This window comes from Paenibacillus sp. FSL R7-0048, from assembly GCF_038004505.1.
Lineage (GTDB): Bacteria > Bacillota > Bacilli > Paenibacillales > Paenibacillaceae > Paenibacillus_AQ > Paenibacillus_AQ odorifer.
Genome location: NZ_JBBORF010000001.1, coordinates 2184357 through 2211156 on the forward strand (window position 1 = coordinate 2184357; position 26800 = coordinate 2211156).

Here is a 26800-nt window from a genome sequence, read left to right on the forward strand (position 1 = left end):
ATTTCCATTCCTCTAATGTATCATGTGGGGACTACCCAGTGCCGAATGAATTCTTTATTCAACCAGTAACATACTTAACCCTTGTAATACCACAATAAAGATTTCTTCAATTCGCTTGTACGCACAGTAATGCTCGAAAAGTATAACCTAATTATCGCTAAAGCGTTACAAAAAACAGGTCGATTATGGTCAGATACCACCATGATTGACCTGTTTTTTGTTACCTTTGTTATCTTGCGGTTTTTTCAAAATTTACTAGCAACTGTAGATTACCATATAACGATAGTGAGGGTGAGAAAGACATGAATCACAACTTTCAAGATGGATAGCACGACAACTATAGTAAAGGTGTTATGAAAAAAATAGGACGCTGTCCGCAACGTAACTGACACTTGCAACGATGATTACGGTACAGGAAAGAAATCTGGTGACGACCAGTCAACATATACAGGTAAGGCAACGTTGTAAGGCTAGCCACCTTGCCCTCTAATATAGTCCGAAATTCGTTAAAAAATTTCGGTTGGGGGCTGAACATGGAAGGGGTACAAGTTTCAATTGACCGTATTGTAGTAGAGTTTACGGATGTATATTGGGATTTCTTTAATCCTTTTCAATTACGTCTTCGAGAGTATTTAAATGCTAACCTTCGTTTGAAAGAAAAGGGGTTTAAGTATCATTTACATGTCAGAGATAGTGGGCATTACCTACACATCTCCTATCAACTTACCTTTGTTCCTAAGTCAAGAAAGAATACGCTAAGAATTGAGTGCCATCCCGATAGTTTAGTTCATTTCTATTCATGGCTAAAGCCAATAAAGGATTACGCCAGAGAAATCCTTTTTGTACGATGTGATGTGGCGTTTGACATTCCGTTACCTATATCAGAGTTGTTCACTTTATCACTTACAGGGCGGAATATGCACACTTGGCAAGGTACTCGCTACTCCAATAAAAAGCATCAAAGACAAGTAGCAGGTTATAGCAGAGTTTACGATAAGAAGTGTCAGTTGATGAGTCGGCATAGAAAGGTCATCGAGGGGGAGTTAACGAGGTTCGAAATTGTATATGCACCTGATGAGAAGATACCACTTGAAGCTATCATACAGTTTCCGCCCAAGTTCAACAGGTTTTATCTGTGCACCCATCTGACTCATCCAGAACATTTAAAGCCCAAACAACGGGAAAGAGTGAGTGGGCTAATGAGCGGAGAACTGCAACAAAAGGATGTGTCGGGCTATTACCGAAGGTTGATTGTAGAGGAAATGCGAGAGCGACCTACATTGAATTTCGATGAGGTAGCAGCGGCACAGTGGAAGGAAGCCATAACACTTCCATGTGCGGTTCTATGTGGTCAGATTAATCATCTTCCAGTACAAGTAAGTCATGCAGGTTGATGTTAAGAGTTCGGCATATCTGTTCCAATGTATCGAAGTAAGCCGAGTTAACATTATCGGAGCAGAGATGACTTATCGTGTTTGGGCGGATGTTCATTAAACGAGCTAATTCCCGTTGAGACATCCCCCGTTCATCCAATATGGCTTGTAATCGTACTCGAATAGGCATTTATTTTCCCTCCACCAATATGCATCGCATTACCGTTACGATGTTATTCTAAGTATTTCTTTGAATATATCATTGTAACCCTATTTACTGCAACGGTAATGCGATATATAATGTGATTGTATCGTATTAGCGTTACAATAATCCTGATTTCTGTAACGGTGGGGGAGGAAACAGCATGAATGTCATCGGTTATGTAAGAGTTTCTACACAAGGTCAAGCCAAAGATGGCTACAGTTTAGCGTACCAACAAGATGAAATCCGCTCTTATTGTCAGGAGCAAGGATGGAACTTGAAGAACATATATAGCGATGAAGGTATCAGTGGGGCTAAAGTCAATGAAGATGCGCTTGAGGTGGATAGAATTGGCTTTCAGAGCATGTTGAATGCCCTATCCACTCAATCTATTGATACAGTTATCGTTCTCAACACAAGCCGTTTATGGCGGTCTGACATCGTGAAAGTATTGGTACATCGAGAGTTTAAGAAGCATGGAGTTGATGTTCGGAGTATTGAACAACCGACATACAGTATCCACAAGAAAGACCCGAATGACTTTCTGATAAATGGTCTGATGGAATTGCTTGACCAGTACCAACGATTGGAGATTGCGTTGAAACTAGGCAGAGGTCGTAACCAGAAAGCCCAAGAGGGTGGCTATGCAGGTGGAAGAGCAACATTTGGCTACAAGGCAAAGAAAGGTCAGAAGTGCATCCAAATAGATGAGAAGCAAGCACAAATTGTCCGTAGAGTGTTTGAATTAAAAGAACAGCATCCAACATGGACTTTGACTCGAATAGCAGAATCATTGAATGAAGAAGGCTTTACAACTCAACAAGGCAGTTTATTTACGAAAGTACAAGTGAAACGAATCTTAGACAAACGAGATTTTTATAGCGGAACATACCGCTATGGAGATATAGAAGCCATTGGTTTACATGAAGCTATATTGTGACAATTAGGCATGGAATAGAGAGGCTTGCGTCCCATTGCGAACCGAAAGGATAACGCTCACATTGAGGTTGCCCCTATTCTTTACCCAAGTCACGACAGAATCCGTATACAGAGGTGAATCCTTTTGACACATTACAAGCAGAAACATATTTATGTTGGTTTGGATTTACATAAAGCTCACCATACAGCGGTTATCGTCAATTGTTGGAACGATAAACTAGGCGAAATCCAGATTGAGAACAAGCCAACAGCCTTCGATGAATTGATGAAGTTCGTTAAGAAGCAATGTACAAAAGGCTTGACCCCTGTGTATGGGTTAGAAGATACGGGCGGCAATGGTAGATCCTTAGCCGTTCACTTAGTCGAAAACAAGCAAGTCGTTAAAGAAGTCAATTCTGCTTTATCCTACAATGAACGAATGAGCAATGCGACTACTCAAAAGAGAGATAGTTGGGATGCGTTCTGCATCGCCAAAGTGTTGCTTGCAAGGCTAGATGAATTACCAGATGCAAATCCACAGGACATTTATTGGACAATCGGGCAAATGGTTGCAAGACGTAATTCTATCGTTAAGCATGCCAGTGGCTTAAAGAATCAAATGCACCTACAACTAAGCTATCACTATCCGTCTTATAAGAAGTTCTTCTGTGACATAGATGGTAAAGCCACCCTTGCTTTCTGGGAGAAGTATCTTGCACCTCATCAAGCATTAACGGTGGGGGTCGAAGAACTAGCGGAGCATTTACGTAAAGCGAGTAACAATACTTGTTCTACCCGTAAAGCAGAAGAAATACTTGAACTGGTCAGGCAGGATGGGGAGACGAAGCGAAACTTCCAAGAATATAGAGACTTCCTAGTCGTTAACATGGTTCATGACATGAGGAGAAGCAGAGAACTAATCAAGCAGACAGAGGAACAGCTACGTCAGGTATTAGCCCAAACCGATTACAAGCTAGAGTCGATGGACGGTATTAATGTGGTTACAGCGTCAGAACTGGTTGCTGAAATTGGAGATATTCATCGCTTCTCTAGTGCAGATAAGCTAGCCCGATTCGCAGGAATCGCACCGATACGCTTTAGTTCGGGTGGCAAAGGCAAAGACCAAGCAAGCGGTCAAGGTAATAGAGTTCTGAACAGTATCTTCCACAACCTTGCCGTACAGCAAATACAAGTAGCCAAAGGGAAGAATAAGAGACAGCGTAATCCCTTGTTCTACGAGTTCTATCAACGGAAGCTAGCAGAAGGTAAGACGGAAGAAGCAAGCCCTCATATGCGTCATGAGAAGGCTTGTGAACATCATATACAGCATGATGAAGAACAAAACAGAATACAGGGCGGTGAGTCCTCTAACGGAACTAAAAAGCCGGATGATATAATGGTGGTAATTGGTAAAACAGTTATCACCTTTCCTTTAGTAGAGTTTAAGATTACTACTTAGGGGACGGGAAATGTTCGTTCTTCTGTAATTAGTTCAGAAATGGAAAAGAAAATATTAGATGGGCAAAGAAAACTTCCTACGAAGAATGAGTTGATCGGTGGTCATTCTCCGCAAATCAACAATGTAAATCCTAATTATGCAGTTCAAGAAATAACAGTTAATGCAGATGGAACAAGAAAAGTTAAGTTTACTACTCAATTTCCTGATGGTAATTTATCTAATATTAAAACGAGCACTTTATTCCCGGATTCATGGAGTGATTCGCAAATTATTAATGGTATAAAAGATACTGGTAATACAGCATCCATTGGAGTTCGTGCCTCGGATGGTGCAACTCTTCATAGAGGAACTGTTAATGGTGTTCAAGTTGAAGTTATTAAAATAGGTGACAATGTTGTATCGGGCTATCCAACAGGTGGGGGAGCTACACAACTTCTAAGTGGTTTTACAGCACCTTAACTTGTAATCTGATCCAAAGGAGTTTTTTAATGTTTACAGAATTTGATGACTATCTTTCAGGATATTTCTCAGATGATTATTGGTATGATGAAGGTTTTTCAATTGCACAGGCGATGCTGTTAAAATTCTCCCCACGGGATTGGGAAGAATTATCAAACGGAGTGTTAAATAAGCCAATAGAGTGGCAAAGAAAATTAGCATATTGTTTGCATAATGAATCTAGCATGGATGAATTGAATATGTTGTTAAAACTGCTAAGTACTGAAGATGAAGAGTTATTCGAAATATGTATTGATGCATTAAGAAGTTTTACTAGTACTGAAAGCAAAAAACGGATATTAAAAAATCCTTCAATTCTACAGAGGATTTATGAGTTAATCCCAAATTCGGGGGACGCGACAAAAAAAGTATTTGAAGCTTTTCTGGAGAAGATACAAAGCTGACGATATTATTGGTGGGGGCTACCCAGTGCCGAAAGAATCCATTATTTAATCAATAACACATTTAACCCATGTAATACCCGTATAAAGATTTCACCACTTTATTTGTACGCACATCAGATGCTTTAAAAGTATAACCTAAATAACGCTATTGCGTTACATTGAACAGGTCGATTATGGTCAGATACCACCATGATTGACCTGTTTTTTGTTATCTTCGTTTTCTCTCGGTTTTCCAAATCAATTACATCTGATTACTTTGCTAATGGGTGGTGAAACATAGATCGCAACGAGCACGATAGATAGAATGACTACTGATAGTGAGGGGGCAGTAAAAAGTAGGATGTTGACCGCAACTTTACTGATCGTCGTTACGATAGCTATCTTGTAAATACAATCTGGTGACGACCAGTCAACATATGCAGGTGAGGATATGTTTTAGGCTAGCCACCTTGCCCTCTAATATAGTCCGAAATTCGTTAAATAATTTCGGTTTGGGGGCTGAACATGGAAGGAGTACAAGTTTCAATTGACCGTATTGTAGTAGAGTTTACAGATGTATACTGGGATTTCTTTAATCCTTTTCTATTACGTCTTTGTGAGTATTTGAATGCTAAACTTCGATTAATGGAGAAGGGATTCAAGTATCATTTACATGTAAGAGATGATGAGCATTACCTGCATATCTCGTATCAATTGACCTTCGTTCCAAAGTCAAGAAAGAACACGTTAAGAATCGAGTGTCACCCTGATAGTCTGATTCATTTCTATTCTTGGCTTAAGCCATTAAAGGACTGCGCCACGGCCATCTTGTTTGTTCGATGTGATGTAGCCTTTGACATACCGTTACCCATATCAGAATTGTTTACTTTATCGCTTACAGGGAGGAATATACATCAATGGAAAGGAACTCGATACTCTAACAAGAAGCATCAAAGGCAAGTGGCTGGATACAGTCGAGTTTACGACAAGAAACGTCAACTGATACAACGGTATGGAAAGGTTATAGAGGGAGAGTTAACGAGGTTTGAAATTGTTTATGTACCAGACGAGAAGAGACCACTTGAAGCTATCGTACAATTTCCACCCCAATTCAACAGACTTTACCTGTGTGCTCATTTGACTTGTACTGAACAACTAAAACCCAAGCTACACTGTTCAAAGGAACCCGATATTATAACGGCAAGCATCAGCGACAGGAGGATGGCTATTGTCGGGTGTATGACAAGAAGCGTCAGTTGATGGAGACTGGGCGGCAGGGAATCAAGGGGGAGCAAATGAGGATGGAGATTGTATATGCTCCGAAGGGGAAGGAATCGCTTGCTTCATTGGTTCAATATCCACCTAAGTTTAACAGCAAGTATCTATGTGCTGTGCTGACGAACTTGTCCCAGTTCACCCCGAAGGTGGGTAACTTGTTCAGGAGATTCAGCAAGGTTAATCTCTGCCGCAGAATACGATCCCTTATTACCGTAAGCAAATTCAGGGACAAATGAAAACTCAGGATGTTATTGACCTGAATGAAGTAGCGTCAGAGAAATGGGAGGAAGCGATAACTCTCCCCTGTGCCATTTTATCCGCTAAGGTTAGTCATCTTCCAATACAAGAAGTTCGTTCAAGCTGATATTAAGTTACGGCATATCTGGTACAAGAAGGCGGAGCAGGGCGGCTATACCGGAAGGAGAGCCACCTTTGGCTACAAGGCAAAGAAACGTCAGAAGTACATCCAAGTGGATGAAAGACAAGCCTTAACCGTCCGCAGAGTATTTTAGGAACCATTAAGGCATGTGATTATGATCCGTCGATTACCAGTAGAAGCATACCACTAGTGCAGAATGAAACGTATCAGTTGCTACTACGGACGGCAATGGAAAAAGGGGAGAAGGGAGCCTGGGCAAAAGGGCAACTGGAAGGCGTTCAAACCACCATAGAACAGATGATTGCTACTGGAGTAAGTTTGGGTGTACATGTGATGACAAACCAAGGTGGAAAGGCTTGGGGAGATGTTATGAAATTGACTTCATCAGTCGCCCAACTGGATTCCTATAATCTGTTTAGAAAGAATAAAACGGAGGAACAAGCAAAACCCGAGGATTCTAAAAATGCCTTTTATAAATCGATAGACAGTTTTAAAGAGATTGGAACGGGTTTTGTAGGGACATTAAGAACTCGTGCGGATAAGGCGACAGACTCCCCCTATGACTTTTTTAACTGGTTAACATTAGGGATAACAGGAGATATTCCGGTCGGGATATATGAAGCAGCCAAAGATCGATCAGAGCATATGTTTGATTCAAAGGAGAAGTTTGCGGATTGGTTAACACTGGGAACAGTGGAGATGGCGAAAGGAGCATTTAATCCAGACGAAGCATGGTCAGCGGATCATTGGCTCAATAGTCTGGGAATGGTAACGTTGTTGTATGGTCCGGCAGAAAAATCTTTATTATCCACAGAAGGCGGATTGCTAAAGCCAAAGCTTCCAAAAGAAATAGATCTAGTGCAAGAGACTATTGATTTTAAATTATGGGAATAAATTCCTGTTAGTGGACAAAATAAATTAACCACTGATGGATTAAGAATTATGAGTATCAGAGACATAAAGAAGTTTAAAAGCGAAATGAATTTAAATAATATAAAAGTTATTATAGATAAGAAGGGAACTATTCTACCTGAAAAGGCTGTGGGAGGTTTCAATCCAAATACTGGACAGATCGTATTAAGACCTGAGGCTTCTTACTTAAGTGTAGTTCATGAATCTTATCACGCTAAGCACTTTGGAGAACTTGGAAAAGAAAATTAAATTATCGACTTTAGAAAAGGAAGAGTATGTTTATAGAGAAATTATGAAAAATAAAGGTGAATTGAGTATTGAAGAAATATATGAAGCACAAAGATATATATTCAAACTAAGGAACGGACAATGGCCTTTATCGAATTGGAAAGGATTTGATGAATAATGCAAGAAAGAATAAATACTAATCTAACAGCTAACCAAGCTTTGGAGATAGCTCGAGATTATAAGGATAAGTTTAAACTGTATGGAGTTATACATGATGATATAGAAAAGTCTGTTAGATTTTATAATGAGTTTTATAGAATTAAGGGTTGTGTGTGGCTTGTTTTGGCGGATATAACTCCTAAAGATTATGAAGGTGATGACGAAATTACTTTCGTGGTTTCTGATGAAGACAGTGCTGTTGATCATGTGCTAGATCATAATGGGATACCTCAACGTTATCATATACCAAGCGATAGAAATTATAGCAATGAAGAGTTTGAAGCTATCTTTGATGAAGATCATGATGAGTAAAAGAGTCTAAACTCGAGGGGAATCAATCATTTGCCGACTCAATCCATCATTCGAACAATGACACATATATCTCATATATTACCTATATAAAGATTTTTACTATTTCGTGTGTACGCACAATAATGCTTGAGATTTTATAACCTAATTAACACTAAAGCGTTACATAGAACAGGTCGATTATGGTCAGATACCACCATGATTGGCTTGTTTTTTTATATTCATTTTCCGGTGTCGTAGCTTGCGGGTCCATCCAATATCCCTCACAAATAAAGATTTCAAAGGAGTAAAGCACCCCTAAAAGGCTTTACTCCTTTTTAACATTTAGTCTAAGCTATGTTATTATTACCTTATATTTTCCTATAAATAACAAATTATAGAGTTTGGAGGTTTAAGAATGAAAAGTAAGCGTAACTTGATAATGCTGTTATTGTTTGCTTTGACGATTATACTTTCAGGATGTAATGATAAAAAAGCTGCGATATTATCCATGGATGAAATACGAGATCTAGCTCAGCAAGGCGAGGCGTTGTCGTGGAAGGATTTTGAAGGTCATCCCTTTGAAGACGTTGGTTCAGGTTTGTACATCCGTAAATATGAAATTAATGAAAACTACCATGTGCTGGTGGGTGGCGGAAGTGTTGATGCAGCTCCTCTGTATATAAATCTTGTCAAAAGAAACGGAGAAAAGATCGATATCCGTTATGATGACATCGATCATTTTATCCTCAATTAAATGAGGGGCTTTTAGGCTATTCAAATCTTATTCCGTTAGATAATTCATCCAGACGCTCCCAGTCGAGTACAATAATTTCTTGCTTAACTTTATATAAAATTTCCATGTCGGTGAGCCGCTGAATGACACGGTTTAAATGGCGGGGAGTAGTCCCAATTAACGAAGCTATATCTGGGATATAGGGTGTCTGAATTTCTTTTCCAAACTCACGTTGGAGTTGAATGGTCAATAAATAACTTGCAAACCTTTCCTCTACAGAGCCCAGCAAGTTCGTTCGGGATGCGGATGTGCAGGTTAGAAGCTTGTAAGAAAGATGTTTCAGCAACAAGTCTTTAAACCTGTGGTTATCCATTAGGTCAGACTCAACCTTTTGTTTGGGGATAAATAAGAGGGTGGTTTGTTGTACCGCTTCAACTTGGGATTGGATCACAACCTCCTGCACGTATTCAATATCCCCGAATAATGACAAGGGTGAGCAGAAACGTAATAACAAGGATTTTCCCGTCCCCACACTAGAAGAAACCTTGGTACGCCCCTCCACTTGAAAATAAAATCCGTCCAGCTCATCCCCCTCACGCAAAATGATTTCATTCTGCTCATAGACAAGTAACTGGATTAAAGCATGTGTTGACGTTGTGAATACTTGGTCTAGATTAAATTGTGTAATGTAATGTGATATCAGATTTGGATCGTGAATAGATTTCATCGTTTACTCCTTTTTGGACATCGGTCCTTTCCATTATATCTGAACTCGTTAATATAGAGAAAAAGGGGAGGTTATTAACTGTGAAATTTATTTTTGATTTAGATGGGACGATTTGTTTTAGCGGCAAACCTTTGAGTAAATTTATTGTACAAGCCTTGGATTCTCTAATTGAAAAAGGACATGAGGTTATTTTTGCGTCAGCCCGGCCTATTCGTGATTTATTGCCTGTGTTGCCTGCTCGTATGCATCATTTTTCTATGGTTGGCGGGAATGGCGCGTTTATTGCAAAGGGTGGGGAGGTTATTTCGACGATACATTTTGACCCACAGACTGCGGATAACATCCTGAATTTGATTGAAGAATTTGATGCAACTTATTTGATTGATAGTCATTGGGACTATGCATATTCGGGTTCTGCGAACCATCCCATCCGGAGAAATGTAGATCCAGAACAACGCGCCAAAAATGTAACTCCATCAGAGCTGGATGAGATTGTGAAGGTAGTTATTTTGAGCAGTCTGAACGGGGAACAACTTATACATAAGCTGCAAAATCTGCCGATTGTGATCTACCAGCATGGACAAGAAGATATTATGGATATAAGTCCACAAGGTGTGAACAAATGGACAGGACTAAAGAGATTAGGCATAGAACCGCAGCAATTTATTGCTTTTGGTAACGATGCTAATGATATAGAAATGTTTAGACATTCCGCACATTCGGTTTGTGTTGGCGATCATATAACCTTGGGAGAAGTTGCAACGGAAAAGGTTAGTAGCGGTGAAGAGCAGATTGTTAGAAAAATAATGGAGCTGGTGCGAGGTCTGCGATAATTGTTGGGATGGTGATCACCAGCTCAGAGGTCATTGTTGTGGACTGTATAGTCGCTATTTCAGGATTTAGCTTCATTAGGCGGAGTGTTCGGACTCAGGAGGCGTTATCTAGTCAGAAGACAGCGGTTTTTGCACAAAAACAACTCAAAAACGACTCTGGGGTCCGAATAACCTCATTTCTGTCTATTTCGAAGCCAATAAGGACATTTGAGTCCGATGGTAGGAGGTTGGTCGCTATTTGCAACAAAAAACCTGCCATAAAATCAGCAGGTTTTTTGCATGGATGAGCAGAAATAAGTGCGATAACTATTCTAGATAAGTTCTTGGCGGCGATTTAAATAACGATATAAAACACAACCGGATATCGCGCATATAGCTGCACATAAGCCGATAAAACCATACCCAGCTTGAAGTCCACGTAGCAAGCCAGTTTGTGTTTCTGCTCCGTAAAGCCGCTTTACACCTTCGATTACTGCACCTATGGCATAGTTGCCAATCACGCTACCGACTCCCATTAGTGTAACTGTAAAGGTGATGGCAGTGTCACTGCCATGCGGATACCTTTTTGCGATAAATGCCATAACGGTCGGATAAATCATAGCGATACCTATGCCTGCTGCTGCGAATAGAAACGCGAGCTGTTCCCCACCTAAAATAGCAGCAAACGTACATAAGGCAGAGAAGGCTGAAAAGATAATAAGCGATAGATTGAAACCAATCTTATCTGTAACCGGCCCCAGCAGGAGCCTTGCTAGCGAGAAGCAGAGAAAAAAGGTGGACAACATACCAGAAGCTGTAACTGTATCCCACAAGTATGCTTTTTCCAAAAAATTCACTAGCCATCCACCTACTGCAAGCTCTGACACTACACCGAAAGAAAGAATAAGCACCATCAGCCATAAAGCGGGATCGCGGACCAGTGTTTTTAATGGGATCCGGTCCTCTTGCGGAAGATCGTCACCCGGAAATGTACTGCGCAAGGCAGATAGAATAGGCAGTAAAGATAAGCTTAGCATAATCAGATACATTCCGCGCCAGTCGAGTGGATGGCCAAATATACTTACCGACATGAGTCCTGTTGCCAGCAGTGGAGCTAAGGTTGAACTAAATCCGTAGAAAAAATGGGATAAGTTCATCATCGTCCCGGTATTTTTTACGAAGATGCGTGCTCCCAAAATGGCAAGACCAATCTCCAGCATTCCGTTTCCGATGTACATCAGGAAATAAGAAGCTGAGAAGAAGGGATAGCTGTGGGAGATATAGATTAACACTCCTGAGAATATCATGGATGCAAAAGCAATGATACTGACAGCCTTGATCCCCCACTTCCGAACCAATACAGCTGTAAAGGAGCAGGCGATCAAATAACCTAATGCATTTAGGGATAAAAGGGTGCCGAGCTGTTTCTCGTCCAGATTAAAGTCGAATTGGATTCGCGGAATGGCAGGTCCTTTAATATTTTCCGATATGCCAAACACTATAAATCCTAAAAAGATGGTTGCCAATTGCATGGCGTAAATCTTGTTAAATCCCCCGAAGCGCTTTTTCAAATTGAGATCCTCCCAGAACGGGTTACTTTATTGCTCAATGTCTCTGTAATACTCTTCTTTAAGTTTTTCCCAGTGTTGCTTATCGTCGTCGGTGATTGCTCTTAATACCTTGCATGGGTTCCCCACCGCAATTACATTGTCAGGGATATCCTTAGTCACGACTGAACCTGCACCGATGATTACATTGTTGCCGATTTTTACCCCAGGATTAATTACTGCGTTTCCACCAACCCACACGTTGTTTCCGATGGTAATCGGTGTACCGAATTCAAGCATACTAATACGCACGTCCGCATCTATGGGGTGACCAGCAGTATATACGCCTACCCTAGGTCCAAAGAGAACATTGTTACCAATCGTTACTTTAGCTACATCAAGGATAATGCAGTCAAAATTAGCGTAGAAGTTATTGCCAACGGTAATATTACTGCCGTAATCACAACGGAAAGGAGGTTCAACATATAATGACTCTCCTGTAGACTCAAATAATTGCTTGAGTAGTTCTACTCTATATTCACCTTGTTCTTCCGTCGTATTGTTAAATAAACGAGTGAGCATTCTGGATCTTTTGTTATCCTTTGCTAATTCTTCACCGCCTGCCATATATAGCTTTCCTGCAATCATGTTTTCTTTGTTTGTTGCCATTCGTAGTTCCTCCTGAAGTGTATGTTAGTTTTATGTTTTACCGGCGCTTCTCAACCAGCTGCAACGAGTAGGTTAAGCTTTCCAGTGTGATCGCAATTAATCCGTTCATGTAATGATCATCAGGTTGATCCAGCACAATTAAGTGAGGCATATGCTCCTCTGGAATCACTTCCAGACAACGTTGATAAATCGGCCGCACATTCTCTTGTTTGACTTGCTCTCCTGTGAGAGCTATGGTCTCTGGATTAATAATTGCAATCAGGGACGATATAGTGTGAGCCGCCAAAGGGATGAAGGTATCCGTGTGGTCCAAGCTACTCAATTGCTGTTCACGCGAGATTCCAAACGGTAAAAAAGAGACTTCACCAGCAAATCTGGTATTACCTTTGTGGATATGCCCGTCGATCATCATCCCGGCGCCTGGAAAAGCTCCTTTGATAAAGGTCACCACGACAATGGTTTTATCCTCTTCATAGTCCTGCTGTTTATAGAACCCGTAAACGGTCAGATTCATATCATTTTCAATCGTGACTTCAAGCTCGTATTTTTCTCTGAGTAGTGATTCTAAGGGAGCATTAATTAACTCTTTAATGTCACAGATATTAATGACACCTTGGTGAGCAAGGCCGGGAATCCCAATCCCTACTGCCTTGATGTTGTTATATTGTTGGATAAGCGTATCCAGCAGATGGTCGATGGCTGCAGCATCTACGTACTCTAATTCCATCCATCCATGATCCACACGATCACCAACTGAATTGGTCACCGCATAGGTTATGGATTTCTGGCCATCCTCAATTTTGGCATAGATACATGCAATATAGGAGAAATCAGCGTTATAGATAAATCGTCTGGCCGGTCGGCCTCCATTTGAAGCCTCCAGTTCAGTCTCAATGACTTCACCAGTCTCCAGAAGTTCATTCAGGATATTTCCGCAGGTAGCAATACTTAATCCGGTGGCACTTGCAATCGTGGATTTGGTTCCTTCCTTCATCGATTTCAAGGCCTGCTTGATAAGCTCCTGATTTATCTTTTTAACACGAATAGAATTGTTTGCGATTTGGTTTATTTTATTCACCTCTAGACTTTTGAAAATGGTTATTAAAAGTATTATCAATACTATAACTTGGCTCTATATAATTGTCTAGCAATCGACAGTTTTTTATTATGGATTTTTTTGAACGGACATGTGGCTTTTAATCAACCTGCGGTGTCTAATTAAATGTAAGGTCAAGAGGAGGTCCACCATTTACGAAGATTTTCACAAAAAGACCACTTGTAATGAGTGTGCACCATGGAAATTAATAGAATCAATGTTATATAATTCACTAAGATACAAGCTAAAAATGTTCACTCACAATTTGAACCGGGGACATAATCTAGGGAAAATTTATATTCGGCCAGCCAGAACCTTCTGGTTGGTCTTTTTAATGTGATGCGTCTACTTCGTAGGCGATTTCGTTATATTTAGTAGATTGGTAGATTGGTAGATTGGTAGATTGGTAGATTGGAGGGGAATTAAATCGGGGAGGACAAATGGGTCACAGAAGCGCAGCAGGGCAATGAGGCAGCGGTGGAATTATTAATTCGGCATACCTATAGTGATATTTATCGATTCATCAGATGGAAAATACATAATGACGAATTGGCCTGGGATCTTGCACAGACGGTGTATGAAAAAGCATGGGCCAAGCTTGACAGCTATCAAAATAAACAGGGGAGTTTTCGAGCTTGGTTGATGGCGATCGCGCAAAATGTCTGCATTGACTATTTTCGCAGCAAAGGTGCTCGGCAAGCAGAGTTGAATCAAAGCTTATCTGATGAAATCACAGTCGAAGGAGATTTTCTTGAAGGAATATTAATTCGTGAAGAGGTTAAGCAGGTATACGCCGCGATTTACTCACTGCCAGAGGAACAGAGGGATGCGCTCTTGTTAAGGTATAAATATGAATTTACGTTTACAGAAATAGCTGCCGTAACTGATGAACCTGAATCTACTGTGAAGTCAAGGGTAAGCCGATCGCTGATTAAATTACGTGATTTACTAAGCTATTCCAAGCAAGAGGACATATCCCAACCCCTAAAGAAAGGAGCAGGAAAATGAGGGTTAAACGTAACCATCAAGATTACCTCAATCTGAATTTACAGGATGAGATGACAGCAGAGTCTGTAGAGGAGATCGTGAATTATATCAGGTGCATTCCTGAACCGCCACGCCTTGACGGTTTTGCAGAAGAAGCCATGAGCAGGTGGAGAAAATCCAAGCGGGCTTTACCTGCGCCAGTACCACCCGTTCCTCTATTTGCACGGCAACAGCTGAGGATTCTTTTTTCACAGGGATGGTGGAAAGAGGTTGTGCTTGGTGTGATCTTGTTTGTAGTAGGATATTTGGTGCTGAGTGTTATGGAGATTGTTAGCCCTATGTTCATTCTGTCCATCGTGGGTTGTATTCCTTTACTGGTGGTCGTCTCTCATACGGCTCGGAATACGCTCTGTGGAATGGGAGAACTCGCACGTAGTTTTAGAATTCCGTTGCATCGGTATGTGCAAGCTCGGTTCCTTATGGCAGGGGTGATCTCACTACTGATTAACGTTAGTGTAACTGCTATGGTAACCCCGGTAGGGGGAACGGAGTTTATGCTGCGTATGACCCTGCTATGGTGCATCCCGATCCTAAACAATGCGGCGGTAGCGTTAGTATTATCCACGCTGATACGTAATTTTAGACAATTAACGACCGTACTCTTCATGTTGCCTCTCTTTTGGATGATTTTATTTTCCGGAGAATTTGCAGTGAGATGGACGATGTCGGTCGAGTTATTTTGGTTAATGGGACTGGGCGTTCTGTCGGCAGTGGTATTTAGCCTAGCCATGAGGTTTCAATCCAGAATATTGAGCAGGGGAGGGTTTCTGATTGGAGCTTAAACTATGTAATATTGTACATGATTTCGGCAAAAAGCGAATTTTAAATACGATCAACCTTTCTATGTCACCTGGTGTGTATGGTCTTCTAGGACCTAACGGAACAGGAAAAACGACATTGATGCGTATTGTTGCAGATATTCTGTATCCGACTCGTGGAAATGTACTTTTAGATGGACAAAACAAGGATGATATGGGGGATCAGTACCGGGCTCAGATAGGTTATTTACCGCAGGAACTGGGGATGTACAATCATTTTTCAGCTCGCGATTTCTTGTATTATGTTGCTGCCCTAAAGGGGTTGACCAAGAAGGAGGCGAGTGATCGTATAGAGGTTCTTGCTCAAATGGTTAATCTATCCGGAGAAATGGATAAAAAATGTGGTAAGTATTCCGGCGGAATGAAACGTAGACTCGGTATCGCTCAAGCATTGCTTAATAATCCGGGCATCCTCATTCTGGATGAGCCCACAGCAGGACTTGACCCCTCGGAACGCGTAAGATTTCGAAATTTAATTTCTGAAATATCAAATGAGCGCATCGTTATTTTGTCTACTCATATCGTTTCTGATGTTGATCATATAGCTAAACAGGTGCTACTGATGGGGCGAGGAGAGTTACTTCGTCAAGGAACAATTAAGGAGTTGACCAATGAATTGCAAGGAGAGGTTTGGGAGGCACATGTCCCCGGGCGGTTGCTGGCTCAAATCGAAGAGAATGGAACTGTAGTGAATGTGCAGCAGACAGATACTGGACTAGTGGTTCGGGTAGTCAGCAAGACTTTGCCAGTTGAGAATGCACTGATGGTGAATCCTTCATTAGAAGATGTATATATGCATTATTTTCGGAGGGGATGACACACATGAAACGTCTGGTGATGTTTGAATTACGTAAAATTATGATTCCCAGAGTCTGGATTTCTATAGCTGGAAGTATTGCATTAGCCATTTTTTGTTTTGTTAGTTTCTACCCATCCGGTACGGATAGTCTATTGGTTGTAAACAAGGAAAAGCCTGAAGCTATCGCCGCTCATCTAGGACCGATTCAACCAGATTTAGCTTTGAAATACGCACCTAGACTCAAAGAAGAATATGCTGAAGACAGCGCTTGGCCCAAAGAGGAGAAGATGAAACGAATTCTGGAGCAACACTATGCTGGTACAGCTTATATGGTAGATCAATTCAACAGAAATTTAACAGAGCTGAGAGAGCAGAAGGTTTTAATGGAGAGGCAAGAACCAGGATCTTATGCGCTAAGAGATGTTACTAAAAAGCTCTCCATGCTGGAGGAGGGAAAACCACGGGGGTTTTATGTAACTGAGGACTGGGACTTATTACATATATTTTTTTCGAGCTCGCCTGGCGTCGGGGATCTTTTGATCGGTCTTATTCTAGTATTTGCACTGGCCTCCCTGTTCTCCGGCGAGGAAAACTATAGAATGGATGCACTTATTCTATCTAGTAAATACGGAAGGTTGAAGATTGTTGCGGCAAAACTATTAGCTGGATTTATAGTTACGTTTAGCTGGGTTACTCTTTTTTACGGGATTTGCACATTGCTGGCCTGTTTACCGTTCGGCTTCGTGGGCTGGAATGCCCCGCTGAATAGTTACTTTTATTTTGATGAGACTCCATATGCCTTAACCCAGCTGCAGGGATTTGCCGTGAAATATGCTGTAACCTTGCTGGCTGCATGTGGTCTTTTGTTATTGACAGCGCTGATATCCGCTTTGTGTCGGAGTAGCTTAAGCAGTCTTGGACTGGCAGCATTCTTAGTTATTCTTCCCCTTTTCTCTTTGCCTGGAATGTTGGGCAAAATAATCTCTTTTTTGCCGTCAGGTGTAATGGTTAGCAGATCCTTAATCGAAAAATATGTATCCTATAACATTTTTGGCATCCCTATATTACATCTACCCTTGTCAATCCTTTCGGTGATAATTATAGGTATAATTGCTATAATGCTTATCCCCAAAGCTTTCGAACGTCGATTAAAGGTCTAAGTAGTAGGTAGGTTAAGATCGTTCCCGCTATGAAGGGGAGCGATCTTTTTTGGCTTTTCTTGTGAAAAAGGAGAGCAGTATATTTACGAATCAGACTTTTTACCCGATAGTTAAGATAAAGGGTTAATCACGATAAACCTGACAAAGAGAGCAGGAACCCCTTACCGATAAGAACGAAAGGGATTATTAAATTGAAGATAATGAAGCTATTGGTACTAGGTCTTATCTCAGGGACAATTGTAACATGCGGCAACGTGAGTTATAGAGTTCATGCTGACACGACAACGTACGAGAATACAGGGACATATGAAGAAGTGGACGAGGACGGTGAGGAGGATCCGGCATCTTCACTGTTTACTGACATTCAAGGTCACTGGTCAGAGCCTTGGGTGCGCTGGGCGTTTGGCAACCAATTGATGGTTGGTTATGATGATGGGAGTTTTCGACCGGATCAGCCGATTACGGAAGCGGAATTTTTGAAATTATTTTATCTTTCTTTCGGCTATCCAAAGGCTACTAGCATAGGCGAAGAATGGACAGCAGCACCGTATAGAATGGCTAAGTGGTGGAATCATCCAGTTACTGGACTACAATATCCAGTGGCAAAATCGACTCCAATCACCAGAATGGCCGCCGCAAGGTTAGTTGCATCTGGTCTAGGGATGAATTACAACGAAACGGATTCCGTGGTTTATTTGCTGGGTAACTCTCTACTTCCACTTCCCGGAGAGCCAACTTTAGTAGGTTTCAGAGGAAATCTCCCGCTTACAAGAGCAGAGGCTATACAATGGATGAGAATGCTCAAGCTTAAGGGAATATATACTGTGAATTCTCGTCCAGAAGGACGATCGGATCGGAGTCTATTACCGTCATTACCGGAACAGGGTACAGGCTTGAAGGATTTTATAGCGGTTCCGGTAACTGATCGTGATTTCGGAATAGCGGATAGTGGACGTAATCTTTTTATTGATTTTGGGAGTTCAAGAATGTTAATAGAGGAACATTACGGGGATTCAACAGGTCAAGATGTATTCAATAATGAAATGTATAAAGAAGTATCTGTACATTATGATACCGAAGGTCGGCTGAACGCTTGGAAAATAGACAAAGATAATGAGCGCATTGATCCAATCCACATAGGTACATTGAACAATATTCGACCTGGGGTAAGTACATTGGAAGATGTGCTAAAGGCATACGGTACATACGTTGCAGTGGATAACGAATACGGGATTATAGTGAGTTACTGGTTTGAGAACAAGGGTGGAGTGTATGAGCCCCGATTGTCACCTTTTGAAATGGATAATATGGAGGGTGGGTTCTATATAGGCTTCATTATTGACAAACAATCTCTGAAAGTTCAAACCATACTCATATCTACAGCTCAGCAGGCAATGAATCCTACGGATATATAGGAATTGTACTGGAACCTTATTCATTCTTTAAAATGTGACGGCATGTCTTTCTGAGGCAGCCGTCTTTTGTTTTATAATTTTTTTCACCTCATAAGCTAACATTCCGAGAACTTTATCGTTATACATACGAAGGGAGGTGCAGGATGAAGCCCGGGCAGCTACATCAGATACTTCAACCTAAAATGTTAGAAATTCAAAAATACTTGATTCGTCTCGGGGCACCTGCAGCCGACGCTGAAGATATCGTACAGGATACGGTGTATAAGGCTCTTTTGTATATTAATTCCATTGATGAGAACAAATTCAGTGCATGGTTATATAAAGTAGCGATCAATCGCTACTATGATCTGTGCCGCCGCCGCAAGCGGATAGTCATTCCTATTGACTATGTAGATGTGCCGGATATGGAATTGCCAGAGGATCATGTGCTGTTAAAAGAGAAACGGGAAGACATCGAAAGAGTGTTGGATGAGCTTCTACCGCTCCATAAACAACTCATTATTATGAAGTATGAGCTGGAGCTGTCCTATCAGGAGATAGCTGAGCTTCTGGGAATTACGACAGATACAGTGAAATCGGCATTGTTTCGTGCCCGCAAGCAATTTCAAAAAAAGTATAGAGGTGAAGTGGAATGACAGCTCCATGGGAACAAAAGGATGATCAGAACCTTTCAAAAGTAATTAAGAAGGCAAAACGAAAAACAATGATTCGAAACACAATCATTTCTCTAGTGGTGACGGTTCTAGTATTATTCGGCGGGATGCTGGGTAACGCCCATCTGACAAGCTGGTTGGCGATGCGTGGTTTGGATGAAGAGAGGATCATGATGAAGATTAGCAGTCCTAACCTTCAGGAGTTGAGAACTGAGCTTGATTTAGGGTTTCTATCGGGTAAAGTTGAACTGAGCACTTACAAAGTTGTTGAGGGTGTGCCCATCGTATGGGATACTAAAAAACTGTATTTCGATATGGGCAGCCGGTTTTCTCTGCTTAATAGGGGATACTCTAGTATAAATGTTCCTGACCCGGTAATGACACAGCAAAATTATGAATACTACCGAGGATATAACAGTCAAAATGGTCAGCGGGAAATGATGTTTTATGTGCCTGGAGTGAATTATAACGAAAAAGTGCTGAATGACCTGCCTTCACTCGAACAAATGGAACCTGGCAAGCTCGTAGAAATGGCTGTTTCTTTTGATAAAAGCTACACTCAGGTAGAGGTAGAGAAGATGCTGCCGGCGGGTTTGACACAGACTTGGTATTGGGTAGATACGTATGACAATAAAAAGAACCTTGAGTTTATTAGGAATGACAGCAGCCCGAATAAATATGCCTTACCGGAATCTGCTAGACAAGTATATGGCTACGGTGGGGAATGGGAAGGGTTATTTAAGCCGAAACCAGAGGATTTTTTACAATCCTTAACCTATGGGCTTCAGATGAAGGGCAAGCATTACGGAGAGTTTGAGCGAATCTCGAATTACTTGAAAAAGGATAAAGCGGCGCCGGACGCCAGTGATGTACAGCTATTGGGAGTTGTCGTTACTGGAACTGCGAAAGAGCTCCAAAGCCTCAAAGGAAAACCCTATGTAAATACGGCAGTTCTCGGCGCGATTATGGATAAATATTAGATCAATATAGTAAAAATGCTGGAGGGGTTATTCTATATGTGGATTTTCTACGAAAAGAGACGATCTCTCCTTCATTTTCAAAAATGCAAGGGTCAAAAGAGCAGCGATTCATCCTCCTATTGGATCTTCGCTGCTCTGCGTTTTTGATTATCCGCGATCTGCTTCAGTAGTAGATTGAAGGCAAGGCAAAGCCTGCTGACCTCAAGTGGTAATTTGTCTATGACGTGATCGCAGAAATCGCTGATATCTCCGGTTGTTTTTAGTTAACCAAATCCGTATTCCGACTCTATAATTAGGGAATTTCTCCCTATAATTCTTAGATATTTGGTCATCTAACTTATAATTAGGGAAAACCTCCCTGTGATTTACCTGATTTGGTGAAAAATAAAGGAATTACCTCGATTTTTAGGGAGAAATTCCCTCATAATGCTCTTTTTTAGCGAATTTCGGCTATTTTTCGGGAGTTTTTCCCCAATTACACTAAAGCGTACATCATACATCGCACACCGCACACCGCACACCGCACATCGCACGCCGCACGCCGCACATATCCCATGGGTTAAAGTAACAATCCATCCATTGTATAGCCTATTTATAAAAAAGAAGCTGCCCTATAAGTAGAATTCTCTACTTTTTGGACAGCTTCTTTTTTCATCAGTCACAATCTGCTCAAGCTAAGTCCATTTCGCGGACCACAGCTTCATTTCCTTCAAAATTTGATGTAAATCCTCACCTTTGGGAGTAAGCGAATATTCTACCGTAACAGGAACAGTCGGAAATACGTGACGTTCAAGCACACCATGCTCCTCCAGATGGCGCAACGTAGTGGTTAGTGCGCGGGGAGAAACATTAGTGATTTTTCGTTGCAGTGCCCCAAAACGCTGCGTGCCGTCGAATAGCTCTCTGAGGACAAGAAAGGCCCATTTTCCACCTAATACTTCAAGTGTTTTTTCAACATTACATTCAATAGTAACAGGGGTTTTGGGGATATAATTATTAGTAGATTTAGCTGTCTTCAAGGTATCTCCTCCTGTTTGTGAAGCTACTATACTCTAGTATAGTAACTACACTAGAGATCATATAATAAACTAATTTTCACTTCTTTCTATTATATACAAACTATTCTAGAATGAATATGAGTGCTAAGCAACCTGCCAAAATCAAACACGGAACTATGGAGAGGAGCAGTTATTATGAAATATCGCAGATTAGGTGGAACCGGTTTAAAAGTCAGTGAGATTAGTTTGGGAAGCTGGCTGACATACGGAGGCTATGTGGAAAGAGATAATGCTGTTAATGCCATTGAAACCGCTTACGACTTAGGCGTAAATTTTTTTGATACTGCAAATGTTTATGAAAAAGGTGCTGCCGAGAAAGTACTAGGTGAGACTTTACGTAACTACTCTCGTGAGTCCTATGTATTAGCTACTAAAGTATACGGGGAAATGGGCTCGGGACCTAACGACCGTGGACTATCCCGCAAACATATCACGGAACAGTGTCATGCTAGCTTGAAACGTCTCGGAGTAGAATACGTGGATATTATGTATTGCCACCGTTTTGATCCGGAAACTCCAATTGAAGAGACCTTACGTGCGCTAGATGATCTGGTTCGGCAAGGCAAGGTATATTATGTCGGTGTTAGTGAGTGGACGGCGGCGCAAATGACCGATGCGTTAGCTGTAGCAGACCGCTATTTGCTAGATCATATTGTTGTTAATCAGCCGATTTATAATATGTTTAACCGTTATATTGAGAAAGAGATTATTCCGCTTGGCGAGCGCCGTGGGATTGGACAGGTAGTATTTTCTCCACTGGCTCAAGGGCTGTTAACTGGAAAGTATAACACGGACATCCCTGAGGATAGCCGTGCTGCTAAGCTGGATCGATTAAAAGATTCGATTACAGAAGAAAAGATTGAAAAAGTCCGCCAATTGAGTGGGATCGCCACGGAGCTGAATATTTCTGTTGGGAATTTGGCTTTGGCTTGGATTTTGCGTCAACCTAATGTAGCTAGTGCGCTGGTGGGTGCCAGCCGTCCGCAGCAGGTCGAAGAGAATGTTAAGGCTTCAGGTATTGAGCTTTCGGAAGAGATTTTGAAGCAGATTGAGGAGATTCTGGAGTAGTTGTTAGCTTCATAAAAAAGGAGACACACTCATGGCGAAAGTAGTTGTTACAGGCGGCAGTGGGATGTTGGGCAGATGGGTGGTCCGGCATTTTGTAGAGCAAGGGTATGAGGTTGTGAATGTAGATACGCAAAAATCCGCAGATTCTTTGTGCCAAACGATGATTGCTGATTTGAATAATTTGGGTGAAGTATATGGTGTGCTCGCAGGCGCTGATGCAGTTGTACATTTGGCTGCGATCCCAGCTGCAAATATAAAGACAAGTGAGGTTACCTTTCAAAATAATGTAGTATCTACCTATAACATTTTGGAGGCTGCAGCGGGTCTCGGGATTCGGAAAGCAGTGATTGCTTCCAGTGAATCCTCTTACGGAATCTGTTTTGCGGTTAATCCTTTGGGGCCGAAGTATGTGCCTATGGATGAGGAGCATCCACAGTTACCTGAAGACAGCTACGGTCTGTCTAAGGTTGTGAATGAGCAAACCGCTGAGATGTTCTATCGCAGAAAGGGTATACAGGTCGTTTCCCTACGAATCGGAAATGTTATTGATCCATCGGCGTATGAACGTTTCCCTTCCTTCATTCATGATCCAGCGCAGCGCGATCGGATTCTATGGAGTTATATAGATACACGGGATGTAGCAACAGCTTGCCAATTGGCAATCGAAACGGATGGATTGGGAGCGGTTGCTCTTAATATATGTGCAGATGAGACCAGCATGGCTGTTCCTAGCAGAGAGCTAATGGCCGCACGTTATCCAGAGGTGACGGATTTCCGCCAGCCGCTGGAGGGTCACGAGTCGCTACTCAGTAATGAGAAGGCCAAAAAGCTGCTAAATTGGCAGCCGAAGCACGTATGGCGAGATTTTGTTAACCAGTAAATAACGAGCCGGATTCACTATAAGGAGCGTGCAAAATGAAGGTCTTATTTATCGGAGGTACGGGATTAATTAGTCAGGCTGTATCCCCGTTGGCTGTAGATCAAGGAATCGAGCTGTATTTGTTCAACAGAGGACAGCGGGATGAATTCGTTCCAGAAGGTGCAAAAGTAATTAAAGGAGACATTCGTAATCCGGCAGAAGCCGCATTAGTATTACGAGATTACGAATTTGATGTAGTGGTAGACTGGATTGCTTTTACACCGGAACATGTGCAGGCAGACATTGACCTGTTCACAGGTAAAACGAAGCAGTACATTTTTATCAGCTCAGCCTCTGCTTATCAGAAACCGCAGCGTAATTATGTAATCACAGAAGAGACACCGCTGGAGAATCCTTATTGGGAGTATTCGAGGAATAAAATTGCGTGTGAGCAGCTGTTGATGGAAGCTTACAAGGCGAACGGATTCCCGGTTACGATTGTTCGTCCTTCCCATACCTATGGAAATACAGCCATCCCTGCGGCACTCACAAGTGGCCAGCATCCTTGGTCACTGATCGATCGTATCCGCCGCGGCTTACCTTTAGTCATACATGGAGATGGAACCTCTTTGTGGACACTGACACATAATTCGGATTTTGCCAAAGGTTTCGTTGGATTGCTTGGACATCCGGAAGCGATAGGCGAGGCCATTCATATAACTTCCGACGAGGTATTAAATTGGAACCAGATCTATGCGGCCATCGGACAAGCGGCAGGTGTGGAACCTAAAGTGGTGCATATCTCCACAGACTTTATCACAGCCTTTTCCCCTCCAGGGACAGCGGATGGCTTGATCGGTGATCAAGCGGTAAGCAGTGTTTTTGATAATAGCAAAATCAAACGTTTCGTACCTGACTTCCAGGCTACTGTGCCTTTCTCCGAAGGGATCAAGCAGTCGGTTGCTTGGTTCGAGGCTCATCCTGAGCAATGTACGGTCGATGCGGAATGGTCTGCGTTACTTGATAAGTTGATCGAGAGACATGGAATTGAGGCCAAACCTCTTTCATTCTACGCATAAGGTTTATACAGTTATATTTAAAGACGGTCTGTTCCTAAGGGAGCAGCCGTTTTTTTGGGTTTGTCTCGTTCAATGTAAGGTTATGGAATGAATCAGCAAATCATGAATATACTCTCACTACCTAAAATTCCGTTGAAAAAGGAGTCCTGGCCATGCCAACCCATCCCTTTGTCTCGCGTTTTTTCGTAAATTCAGATGCACGTCGTGAGAAGTTAATTTATGATCTGCCGGAATCATGGTGGAGCCGTCCCTTTGAATATGAGTGGTGTATTAACTTTATTTCTCCGCATGGTGTTGTGCTGGATGCAGCCTGTGGGATTCCTCATCCCTTGAAGTTTTATTTGGCAGGGGTTTGTGCAGAGGTCTATGCCTGCGATATGGACAGTAGGGTTATTTACCCAAAAGCTATCCAAGAATGTATTGAGAGTGAGATTGGGGAAAAAGCGGCGAAGCAGGTTATCGCTAGAAGAACAAACAACCTGCATTTCGCTCAAGCTAATCTGACGGATCTGCCTTATGAGGATGAAAGCTTTGACACTGTTTTTTGCATATCGGTATTGGAGCATTTGAGCTTTGAGGATACGGTCGGTACTTTACGGGAATTTCACCGGACGTTGAACGAAGAAGGATTATTGGTATTGACATTTGATTATCCAACGGTAAATCTGAGTCTTATGAATGACCTGCTGCTACAAACTGGATTTCAGTATTGGGGGGAGACAGATTTTGAATTGCCTGCGGATGCTGTGCATACGGATGCATGGGGTGGATTAAATTGTTTTAGAGCCGTTCTGAAAAAAGCAAAGGAATAACAGGTCTTTCTACTCTTAATTTAGTAACCTCTTTCCAGTATGCTAGGATCATAGCTAACAAAAGATGAGAGGAGGCTGTATTTTTTGAGATTAGGATCGAAGGTTTTGCGTAGAATAGCACTCATTACACTTATGTTATCACTAATAGTTCCTGTGACATCTGCTTCCAGTGCAGCTTCACTATCTTCAGATCCTATAAAGCTTGCTTTTGCGGGTGATATCCTTTTGGACGGTTTTGTTGGCGATCAGATTGCTAAATATGGGGTGAACTTTCCGTTTGTAAAGGTCGCACCTACTCTGCAAAAGGCTGACATCGCCTTCGCCAATCTGGAGACGCCTGTGTCTATCCGAGGGAAAGCGGCAGAGAAAACCTTTGCCTTCAGATCCAAACCAGCAACGTTGGGCGGCTTAACCTATGCAGGGATTGATGGAGTGTCCTTGGCGAATAATCATATTTTGGATTATGGAAAAGACGCTATGCTCGACACGCTGATCCATTTGGATCGAAACAAGATTGGCCATACAGGCGCTGGCAAAGATGAAGACGAAGCGTTCAAGCCTTATACTAAGACGGTAAAAGGGAAAAAGATCGCCATCCTTGGTGTTAGCCGTGTGCTTTCAAATCCTTCATGGTATGCCGGCAAAAACAAACCGGGAGCCGCTTCAGCTTACACCTTGCAGCCTATGCTTAGCGCCATTCAGAAGATGTCCAAGGAGAATGATTTCACGATCGTATATATTCACTGGAATGAAGAGTTTAAGGATTTCCCTGAAAAGTACGCTCGCACACTAGCTAAACAGATGATTGATAGCGGGGCGGATTTAATCCTTGGCGCACACAGTCACTGCCTTATGGGCATCGAATACTATAAGCACAAGCCCATTTATTATTCACTTGGGAATTTTGTGTTTAATCGCTCCACACGTGGTGGGGAAAAAACACTTAATTCTATGCTATTGAACGTTGAGATTAAGGACTCCAAGATGACCAGCAAGATTACCCCTGTCAAAATCATTGGCGGACAGCCCAATTTTATGGATGATTCCTACAATAGGAAAACGATTAAGCTCCTGAACACCCTATCTTTTAATGCCAACATAGATGCTAACGGCAGGGTCACGGAAAAGCAGCTTTAATAAATACAAACTCTGATTAGCTATTCACGGATCGCGCTCGATCTCGTTAGAATGCGAAATGTGTGGAGTACTTATGGAGTATGTATGATGTGGCATGAAGTACGTATGGAGTATGTATGGGGTGGGATGAAGTACGTATGATGTACGTATGATGTGGCGTATGGAGTACCAATGGAGTACGTATGATGTGG

27 protein-coding genes and 2 pseudogenes are annotated in these 26800 nt (G+C 41.9%); 23 read left to right on the forward strand and 6 right to left on the reverse strand.

What is annotated here, in order from left to right:
* The first annotated feature begins 533 nt into the window (after positions 1 to 533).
* Positions 534 to 1394, forward strand: a complete 861-nt coding sequence (locus tag NSQ91_RS09465) for a hypothetical protein (protein WP_076305702.1) — start codon at positions 534 to 536, stop codon at positions 1392 to 1394.
* Here NSQ91_RS09465 and NSQ91_RS09470 read toward each other — a convergent pair.
* A complete protein-coding gene (locus tag NSQ91_RS09470; RefSeq protein ID WP_076220189.1) occupies positions 1357 to 1563 on the reverse strand; it encodes a helix-turn-helix domain-containing protein in 207 nt (68 codons plus the stop codon). The two genes, NSQ91_RS09465 and NSQ91_RS09470, sit on opposite strands and share 38 nt — an antisense overlap.
* Before the next feature lie 175 nt (positions 1564 to 1738).
* Here NSQ91_RS09470 and NSQ91_RS09475 point away from each other — a divergent pair, with 175 nt between their 5' ends.
* The 9 genes and pseudogenes from NSQ91_RS09475 (at position 1739) to NSQ91_RS09515 (ending at position 8894) form a co-directional block, all read left to right on the forward strand.
* Positions 1739 to 2515 (forward strand): recombinase family protein, encoded by a 777-nt coding sequence (locus NSQ91_RS09475; protein ID WP_076305701.1) that lies wholly within the window; start codon positions 1739 to 1741, stop codon positions 2513 to 2515.
* 123 nt (positions 2516 to 2638) lie between these two features.
* Positions 2639 to 3890 (forward strand): annotated as a pseudogene (locus NSQ91_RS09480) (IS110 family transposase).
* Positions 3891 to 3991: 101 nt separating this feature from the next.
* Positions 3992 to 4411: an EndoU domain-containing protein gene (locus NSQ91_RS09485; protein ID WP_076301170.1), complete on the forward strand. Its 420-nt coding sequence runs from the start codon at positions 3992 to 3994 to the stop codon at positions 4409 to 4411.
* A 29-nt stretch (positions 4412 to 4440) separates the two neighbouring features.
* Entirely contained in the window at positions 4441 to 4854 is a 414-nt protein-coding gene (locus tag NSQ91_RS09490; RefSeq protein ID WP_076305700.1) for a hypothetical protein, read from the forward strand.
* A gap of 1214 nt (positions 4855 to 6068) precedes the next feature.
* Complete coding sequence (locus NSQ91_RS09495) at positions 6069 to 6347, forward strand: hypothetical protein (protein WP_076305698.1); 279 nt, start codon at positions 6069 to 6071, stop codon at positions 6345 to 6347.
* Positions 6348 to 6679: 332 nt separating this feature from the next.
* Positions 6680 to 7384 carry a hypothetical protein gene (locus NSQ91_RS09500; protein ID WP_340917517.1) on the forward strand — a complete coding sequence of 235 codons (705 nt, stop codon included), beginning with the start codon at positions 6680 to 6682 and terminating at the stop codon, positions 7382 to 7384.
* 48 nt (positions 7385 to 7432) lie between these two features.
* Positions 7433 to 7808, forward strand: a pseudogene (locus NSQ91_RS09505) (zincin-like metallopeptidase toxin domain-containing protein).
* Positions 7808 to 8161 carry a hypothetical protein gene (locus NSQ91_RS09510; protein ID WP_081388431.1) on the forward strand — a complete coding sequence of 118 codons (354 nt, stop codon included), beginning with the start codon at positions 7808 to 7810 and terminating at the stop codon, positions 8159 to 8161. Before NSQ91_RS09505 ends, NSQ91_RS09510 begins: the two are co-directional and overlap by 1 nt.
* Positions 8162 to 8555: 394 nt before the next feature.
* Entirely contained in the window at positions 8556 to 8894 is a 339-nt protein-coding gene (locus NSQ91_RS09515; protein ID WP_076187103.1) for a hypothetical protein, read from the forward strand.
* Between the two features lie 16 nt (positions 8895 to 8910).
* Here the strand turns inward: NSQ91_RS09515 and NSQ91_RS09520 are convergent, their stop codons facing one another.
* Positions 8911 to 9600: a Crp/Fnr family transcriptional regulator gene (locus tag NSQ91_RS09520; protein ID WP_076305662.1), complete on the reverse strand. Its 690-nt coding sequence runs from the start codon at positions 9598 to 9600 to the stop codon at positions 8911 to 8913.
* 80 nt (positions 9601 to 9680) lie between these two features.
* Here NSQ91_RS09520 and NSQ91_RS09525 point away from each other — a divergent pair, with 80 nt between their 5' ends.
* On the forward strand, positions 9681 to 10433 hold the full coding sequence (locus tag NSQ91_RS09525; RefSeq protein WP_076305663.1) for an HAD-IIB family hydrolase: 753 nt from the start codon (positions 9681 to 9683) through the stop codon (positions 10431 to 10433).
* Positions 10434 to 10744: 311 nt separating this feature from the next.
* On the opposite strand, the gene NSQ91_RS09530 is transcribed toward NSQ91_RS09525, so the two are convergent.
* The 3 genes from NSQ91_RS09530 to NSQ91_RS09540 all read right to left on the reverse strand — a co-directional run bounded on the left by NSQ91_RS09530 (position 10745) and on the right by NSQ91_RS09540 (position 13706).
* Positions 10745 to 11944 (reverse strand): MFS transporter, encoded by a 1200-nt coding sequence (locus tag NSQ91_RS09530; protein ID WP_076104606.1) that lies wholly within the window; start codon positions 11942 to 11944, stop codon positions 10745 to 10747.
* Between the two features lie 66 nt (positions 11945 to 12010).
* Positions 12011 to 12628 (reverse strand): sugar O-acetyltransferase, encoded by a 618-nt coding sequence (locus NSQ91_RS09535; RefSeq protein ID WP_076187110.1) that lies wholly within the window; start codon positions 12626 to 12628, stop codon positions 12011 to 12013.
* 37 nt (positions 12629 to 12665) lie between these two features.
* Positions 12666 to 13706 carry an ROK family protein gene (locus tag NSQ91_RS09540; RefSeq protein ID WP_256716686.1) on the reverse strand — a complete coding sequence of 347 codons (1041 nt, stop codon included), beginning with the start codon at positions 13704 to 13706 and terminating at the stop codon, positions 12666 to 12668.
* Between the two features lie 495 nt (positions 13707 to 14201).
* Between NSQ91_RS09540 and NSQ91_RS09545 the strand changes: the two genes are divergently transcribed.
* From NSQ91_RS09545 to NSQ91_RS09575, 7 genes are all read left to right on the forward strand, one after another.
* Complete coding sequence (locus tag NSQ91_RS09545; RefSeq protein ID WP_076187114.1) at positions 14202 to 14732, forward strand: RNA polymerase sigma factor; 531 nt, start codon at positions 14202 to 14204, stop codon at positions 14730 to 14732.
* Positions 14729 to 15553 carry a hypothetical protein gene (locus tag NSQ91_RS09550; protein ID WP_076187116.1) on the forward strand — a complete coding sequence of 275 codons (825 nt, stop codon included), beginning with the start codon at positions 14729 to 14731 and terminating at the stop codon, positions 15551 to 15553. The genes NSQ91_RS09545 and NSQ91_RS09550 overlap by 4 nt, the downstream gene beginning before the upstream one ends.
* Positions 15543 to 16406, forward strand: coding sequence for an ABC transporter ATP-binding protein (locus tag NSQ91_RS09555; protein ID WP_076187118.1), 864 nt, complete (start codon positions 15543 to 15545; stop codon positions 16404 to 16406). The genes NSQ91_RS09550 and NSQ91_RS09555 overlap by 11 nt, the downstream gene beginning before the upstream one ends.
* Positions 16407 to 16411: 5 nt before the next feature.
* Complete coding sequence (locus NSQ91_RS09560) at positions 16412 to 17548, forward strand: ABC transporter permease subunit (protein WP_076305664.1); 1137 nt, start codon at positions 16412 to 16414, stop codon at positions 17546 to 17548.
* Positions 17549 to 17748: 200 nt separating this feature from the next.
* Complete coding sequence (locus NSQ91_RS09565; protein WP_179088267.1) at positions 17749 to 18963, forward strand: S-layer homology domain-containing protein; 1215 nt, start codon at positions 17749 to 17751, stop codon at positions 18961 to 18963.
* 143 nt (positions 18964 to 19106) lie between these two features.
* Positions 19107 to 19598, forward strand: coding sequence for an RNA polymerase sigma factor (locus NSQ91_RS09570; protein WP_076305666.1), 492 nt, complete (start codon positions 19107 to 19109; stop codon positions 19596 to 19598).
* The gene (locus NSQ91_RS09575) at positions 19595 to 20596 is read left to right on the forward strand and encodes an anti sigma factor C-terminal domain-containing protein (RefSeq protein WP_340917530.1); all 1002 of its coding nucleotides are present in this window, start codon (positions 19595 to 19597) and stop codon (positions 20594 to 20596) included. The genes NSQ91_RS09570 and NSQ91_RS09575 overlap by 4 nt, the downstream gene beginning before the upstream one ends.
* Positions 20597 to 21270: 674 nt before the next feature.
* Here the strand turns inward: NSQ91_RS09575 and NSQ91_RS09580 are convergent.
* Entirely contained in the window at positions 21271 to 21615 is a 345-nt protein-coding gene (locus tag NSQ91_RS09580; RefSeq protein ID WP_036684053.1) for a winged helix-turn-helix transcriptional regulator, read from the reverse strand.
* 174 nt (positions 21616 to 21789) lie between these two features.
* Here NSQ91_RS09580 and NSQ91_RS09585 point away from each other — a divergent pair, with 174 nt between their 5' ends.
* The 5 genes from NSQ91_RS09585 to NSQ91_RS09605 all read left to right on the forward strand — a co-directional run bounded on the left by NSQ91_RS09585 (position 21790) and on the right by NSQ91_RS09605 (position 26609).
* Positions 21790 to 22722 (forward strand): aldo/keto reductase family protein, encoded by a 933-nt coding sequence (locus NSQ91_RS09585; protein ID WP_038569620.1) that lies wholly within the window; start codon positions 21790 to 21792, stop codon positions 22720 to 22722.
* Between the two features lie 31 nt (positions 22723 to 22753).
* Positions 22754 to 23602, forward strand: a complete 849-nt coding sequence (locus NSQ91_RS09590; protein ID WP_076278563.1) for an NAD-dependent epimerase/dehydratase family protein — start codon at positions 22754 to 22756, stop codon at positions 23600 to 23602.
* A gap of 35 nt (positions 23603 to 23637) precedes the next feature.
* The gene (locus tag NSQ91_RS09595; RefSeq protein WP_076191108.1) at positions 23638 to 24660 is read left to right on the forward strand and encodes an SDR family oxidoreductase; all 1023 of its coding nucleotides are present in this window, start codon (positions 23638 to 23640) and stop codon (positions 24658 to 24660) included.
* Positions 24661 to 24812: 152 nt separating this feature from the next.
* Positions 24813 to 25472 (forward strand): class I SAM-dependent methyltransferase, encoded by a 660-nt coding sequence (locus NSQ91_RS09600; protein WP_076187130.1) that lies wholly within the window; start codon positions 24813 to 24815, stop codon positions 25470 to 25472.
* A gap of 132 nt (positions 25473 to 25604) precedes the next feature.
* Positions 25605 to 26609, forward strand: a complete 1005-nt coding sequence (locus tag NSQ91_RS09605) for a CapA family protein (RefSeq protein WP_143763962.1) — start codon at positions 25605 to 25607, stop codon at positions 26607 to 26609.
* Positions 26610 to 26800: the final 191 nt, after the last annotated feature.

What these genes read in the sequence shown, in the direction of transcription:
- NSQ91_RS09575 (WP_340917530.1), top strand. Translation starts at nt 19,595, where the DNA reads ATGACAGCTCCATGGGAACAAAAGGATGATCAGAACCTTTCAAAAGTA.
- NSQ91_RS09605 (WP_143763962.1), top strand. Translation starts at nt 25,605, where the DNA reads ATGTTATCACTAATAGTTCCTGTGACATCTGCTTCCAGTGCAGCTTCA.
- NSQ91_RS09515 (WP_076187103.1), top strand. Translation starts at nt 8,556, where the DNA reads ATGAAAAGTAAGCGTAACTTGATAATGCTGTTATTGTTTGCTTTGACG.
- NSQ91_RS09530 (WP_076104606.1), bottom strand. Translation starts at nt 11,944, where the DNA reads ATGCAATTGGCAACCATCTTTTTAGGATTTATAGTGTTTGGCATATCG.
- NSQ91_RS09600 (WP_076187130.1), top strand. Translation starts at nt 24,813, where the DNA reads ATGCCAACCCATCCCTTTGTCTCGCGTTTTTTCGTAAATTCAGATGCA.
- NSQ91_RS09520 (WP_076305662.1), bottom strand. Translation starts at nt 9,600, where the DNA reads ATGAAATCTATTCACGATCCAAATCTGATATCACATTACATTACACAA.
- NSQ91_RS09510 (WP_081388431.1), top strand. Translation starts at nt 7,808, where the DNA reads ATGCAAGAAAGAATAAATACTAATCTAACAGCTAACCAAGCTTTGGAG.
- NSQ91_RS09465 (WP_076305702.1), top strand. Translation starts at nt 534, where the DNA reads ATGGAAGGGGTACAAGTTTCAATTGACCGTATTGTAGTAGAGTTTACG.
- NSQ91_RS09535 (WP_076187110.1), bottom strand. Translation starts at nt 12,628, where the DNA reads ATGGCAACAAACAAAGAAAACATGATTGCAGGAAAGCTATATATGGCA.
- NSQ91_RS09565 (WP_179088267.1), top strand. Translation starts at nt 17,749, where the DNA reads ATGAAGCTATTGGTACTAGGTCTTATCTCAGGGACAATTGTAACATGC.
- NSQ91_RS09585 (WP_038569620.1), top strand. Translation starts at nt 21,790, where the DNA reads ATGAAATATCGCAGATTAGGTGGAACCGGTTTAAAAGTCAGTGAGATT.
- NSQ91_RS09560 (WP_076305664.1), top strand. Translation starts at nt 16,412, where the DNA reads ATGAAACGTCTGGTGATGTTTGAATTACGTAAAATTATGATTCCCAGA.
- NSQ91_RS09590 (WP_076278563.1), top strand. Translation starts at nt 22,754, where the DNA reads ATGGCGAAAGTAGTTGTTACAGGCGGCAGTGGGATGTTGGGCAGATGG.
- NSQ91_RS09470 (WP_076220189.1), bottom strand. Translation starts at nt 1,563, where the DNA reads ATGCCTATTCGAGTACGATTACAAGCCATATTGGATGAACGGGGGATG.
- NSQ91_RS09485 (WP_076301170.1), top strand. Translation starts at nt 3,992, where the DNA reads ATGGAAAAGAAAATATTAGATGGGCAAAGAAAACTTCCTACGAAGAAT.
- NSQ91_RS09475 (WP_076305701.1), top strand. Translation starts at nt 1,739, where the DNA reads ATGAATGTCATCGGTTATGTAAGAGTTTCTACACAAGGTCAAGCCAAA.
- NSQ91_RS09595 (WP_076191108.1), top strand. Translation starts at nt 23,638, where the DNA reads ATGAAGGTCTTATTTATCGGAGGTACGGGATTAATTAGTCAGGCTGTA.
- NSQ91_RS09490 (WP_076305700.1), top strand. Translation starts at nt 4,441, where the DNA reads ATGTTTACAGAATTTGATGACTATCTTTCAGGATATTTCTCAGATGAT.
- NSQ91_RS09570 (WP_076305666.1), top strand. Translation starts at nt 19,107, where the DNA reads ATGAAGCCCGGGCAGCTACATCAGATACTTCAACCTAAAATGTTAGAA.
- NSQ91_RS09550 (WP_076187116.1), top strand. Translation starts at nt 14,729, where the DNA reads ATGAGGGTTAAACGTAACCATCAAGATTACCTCAATCTGAATTTACAG.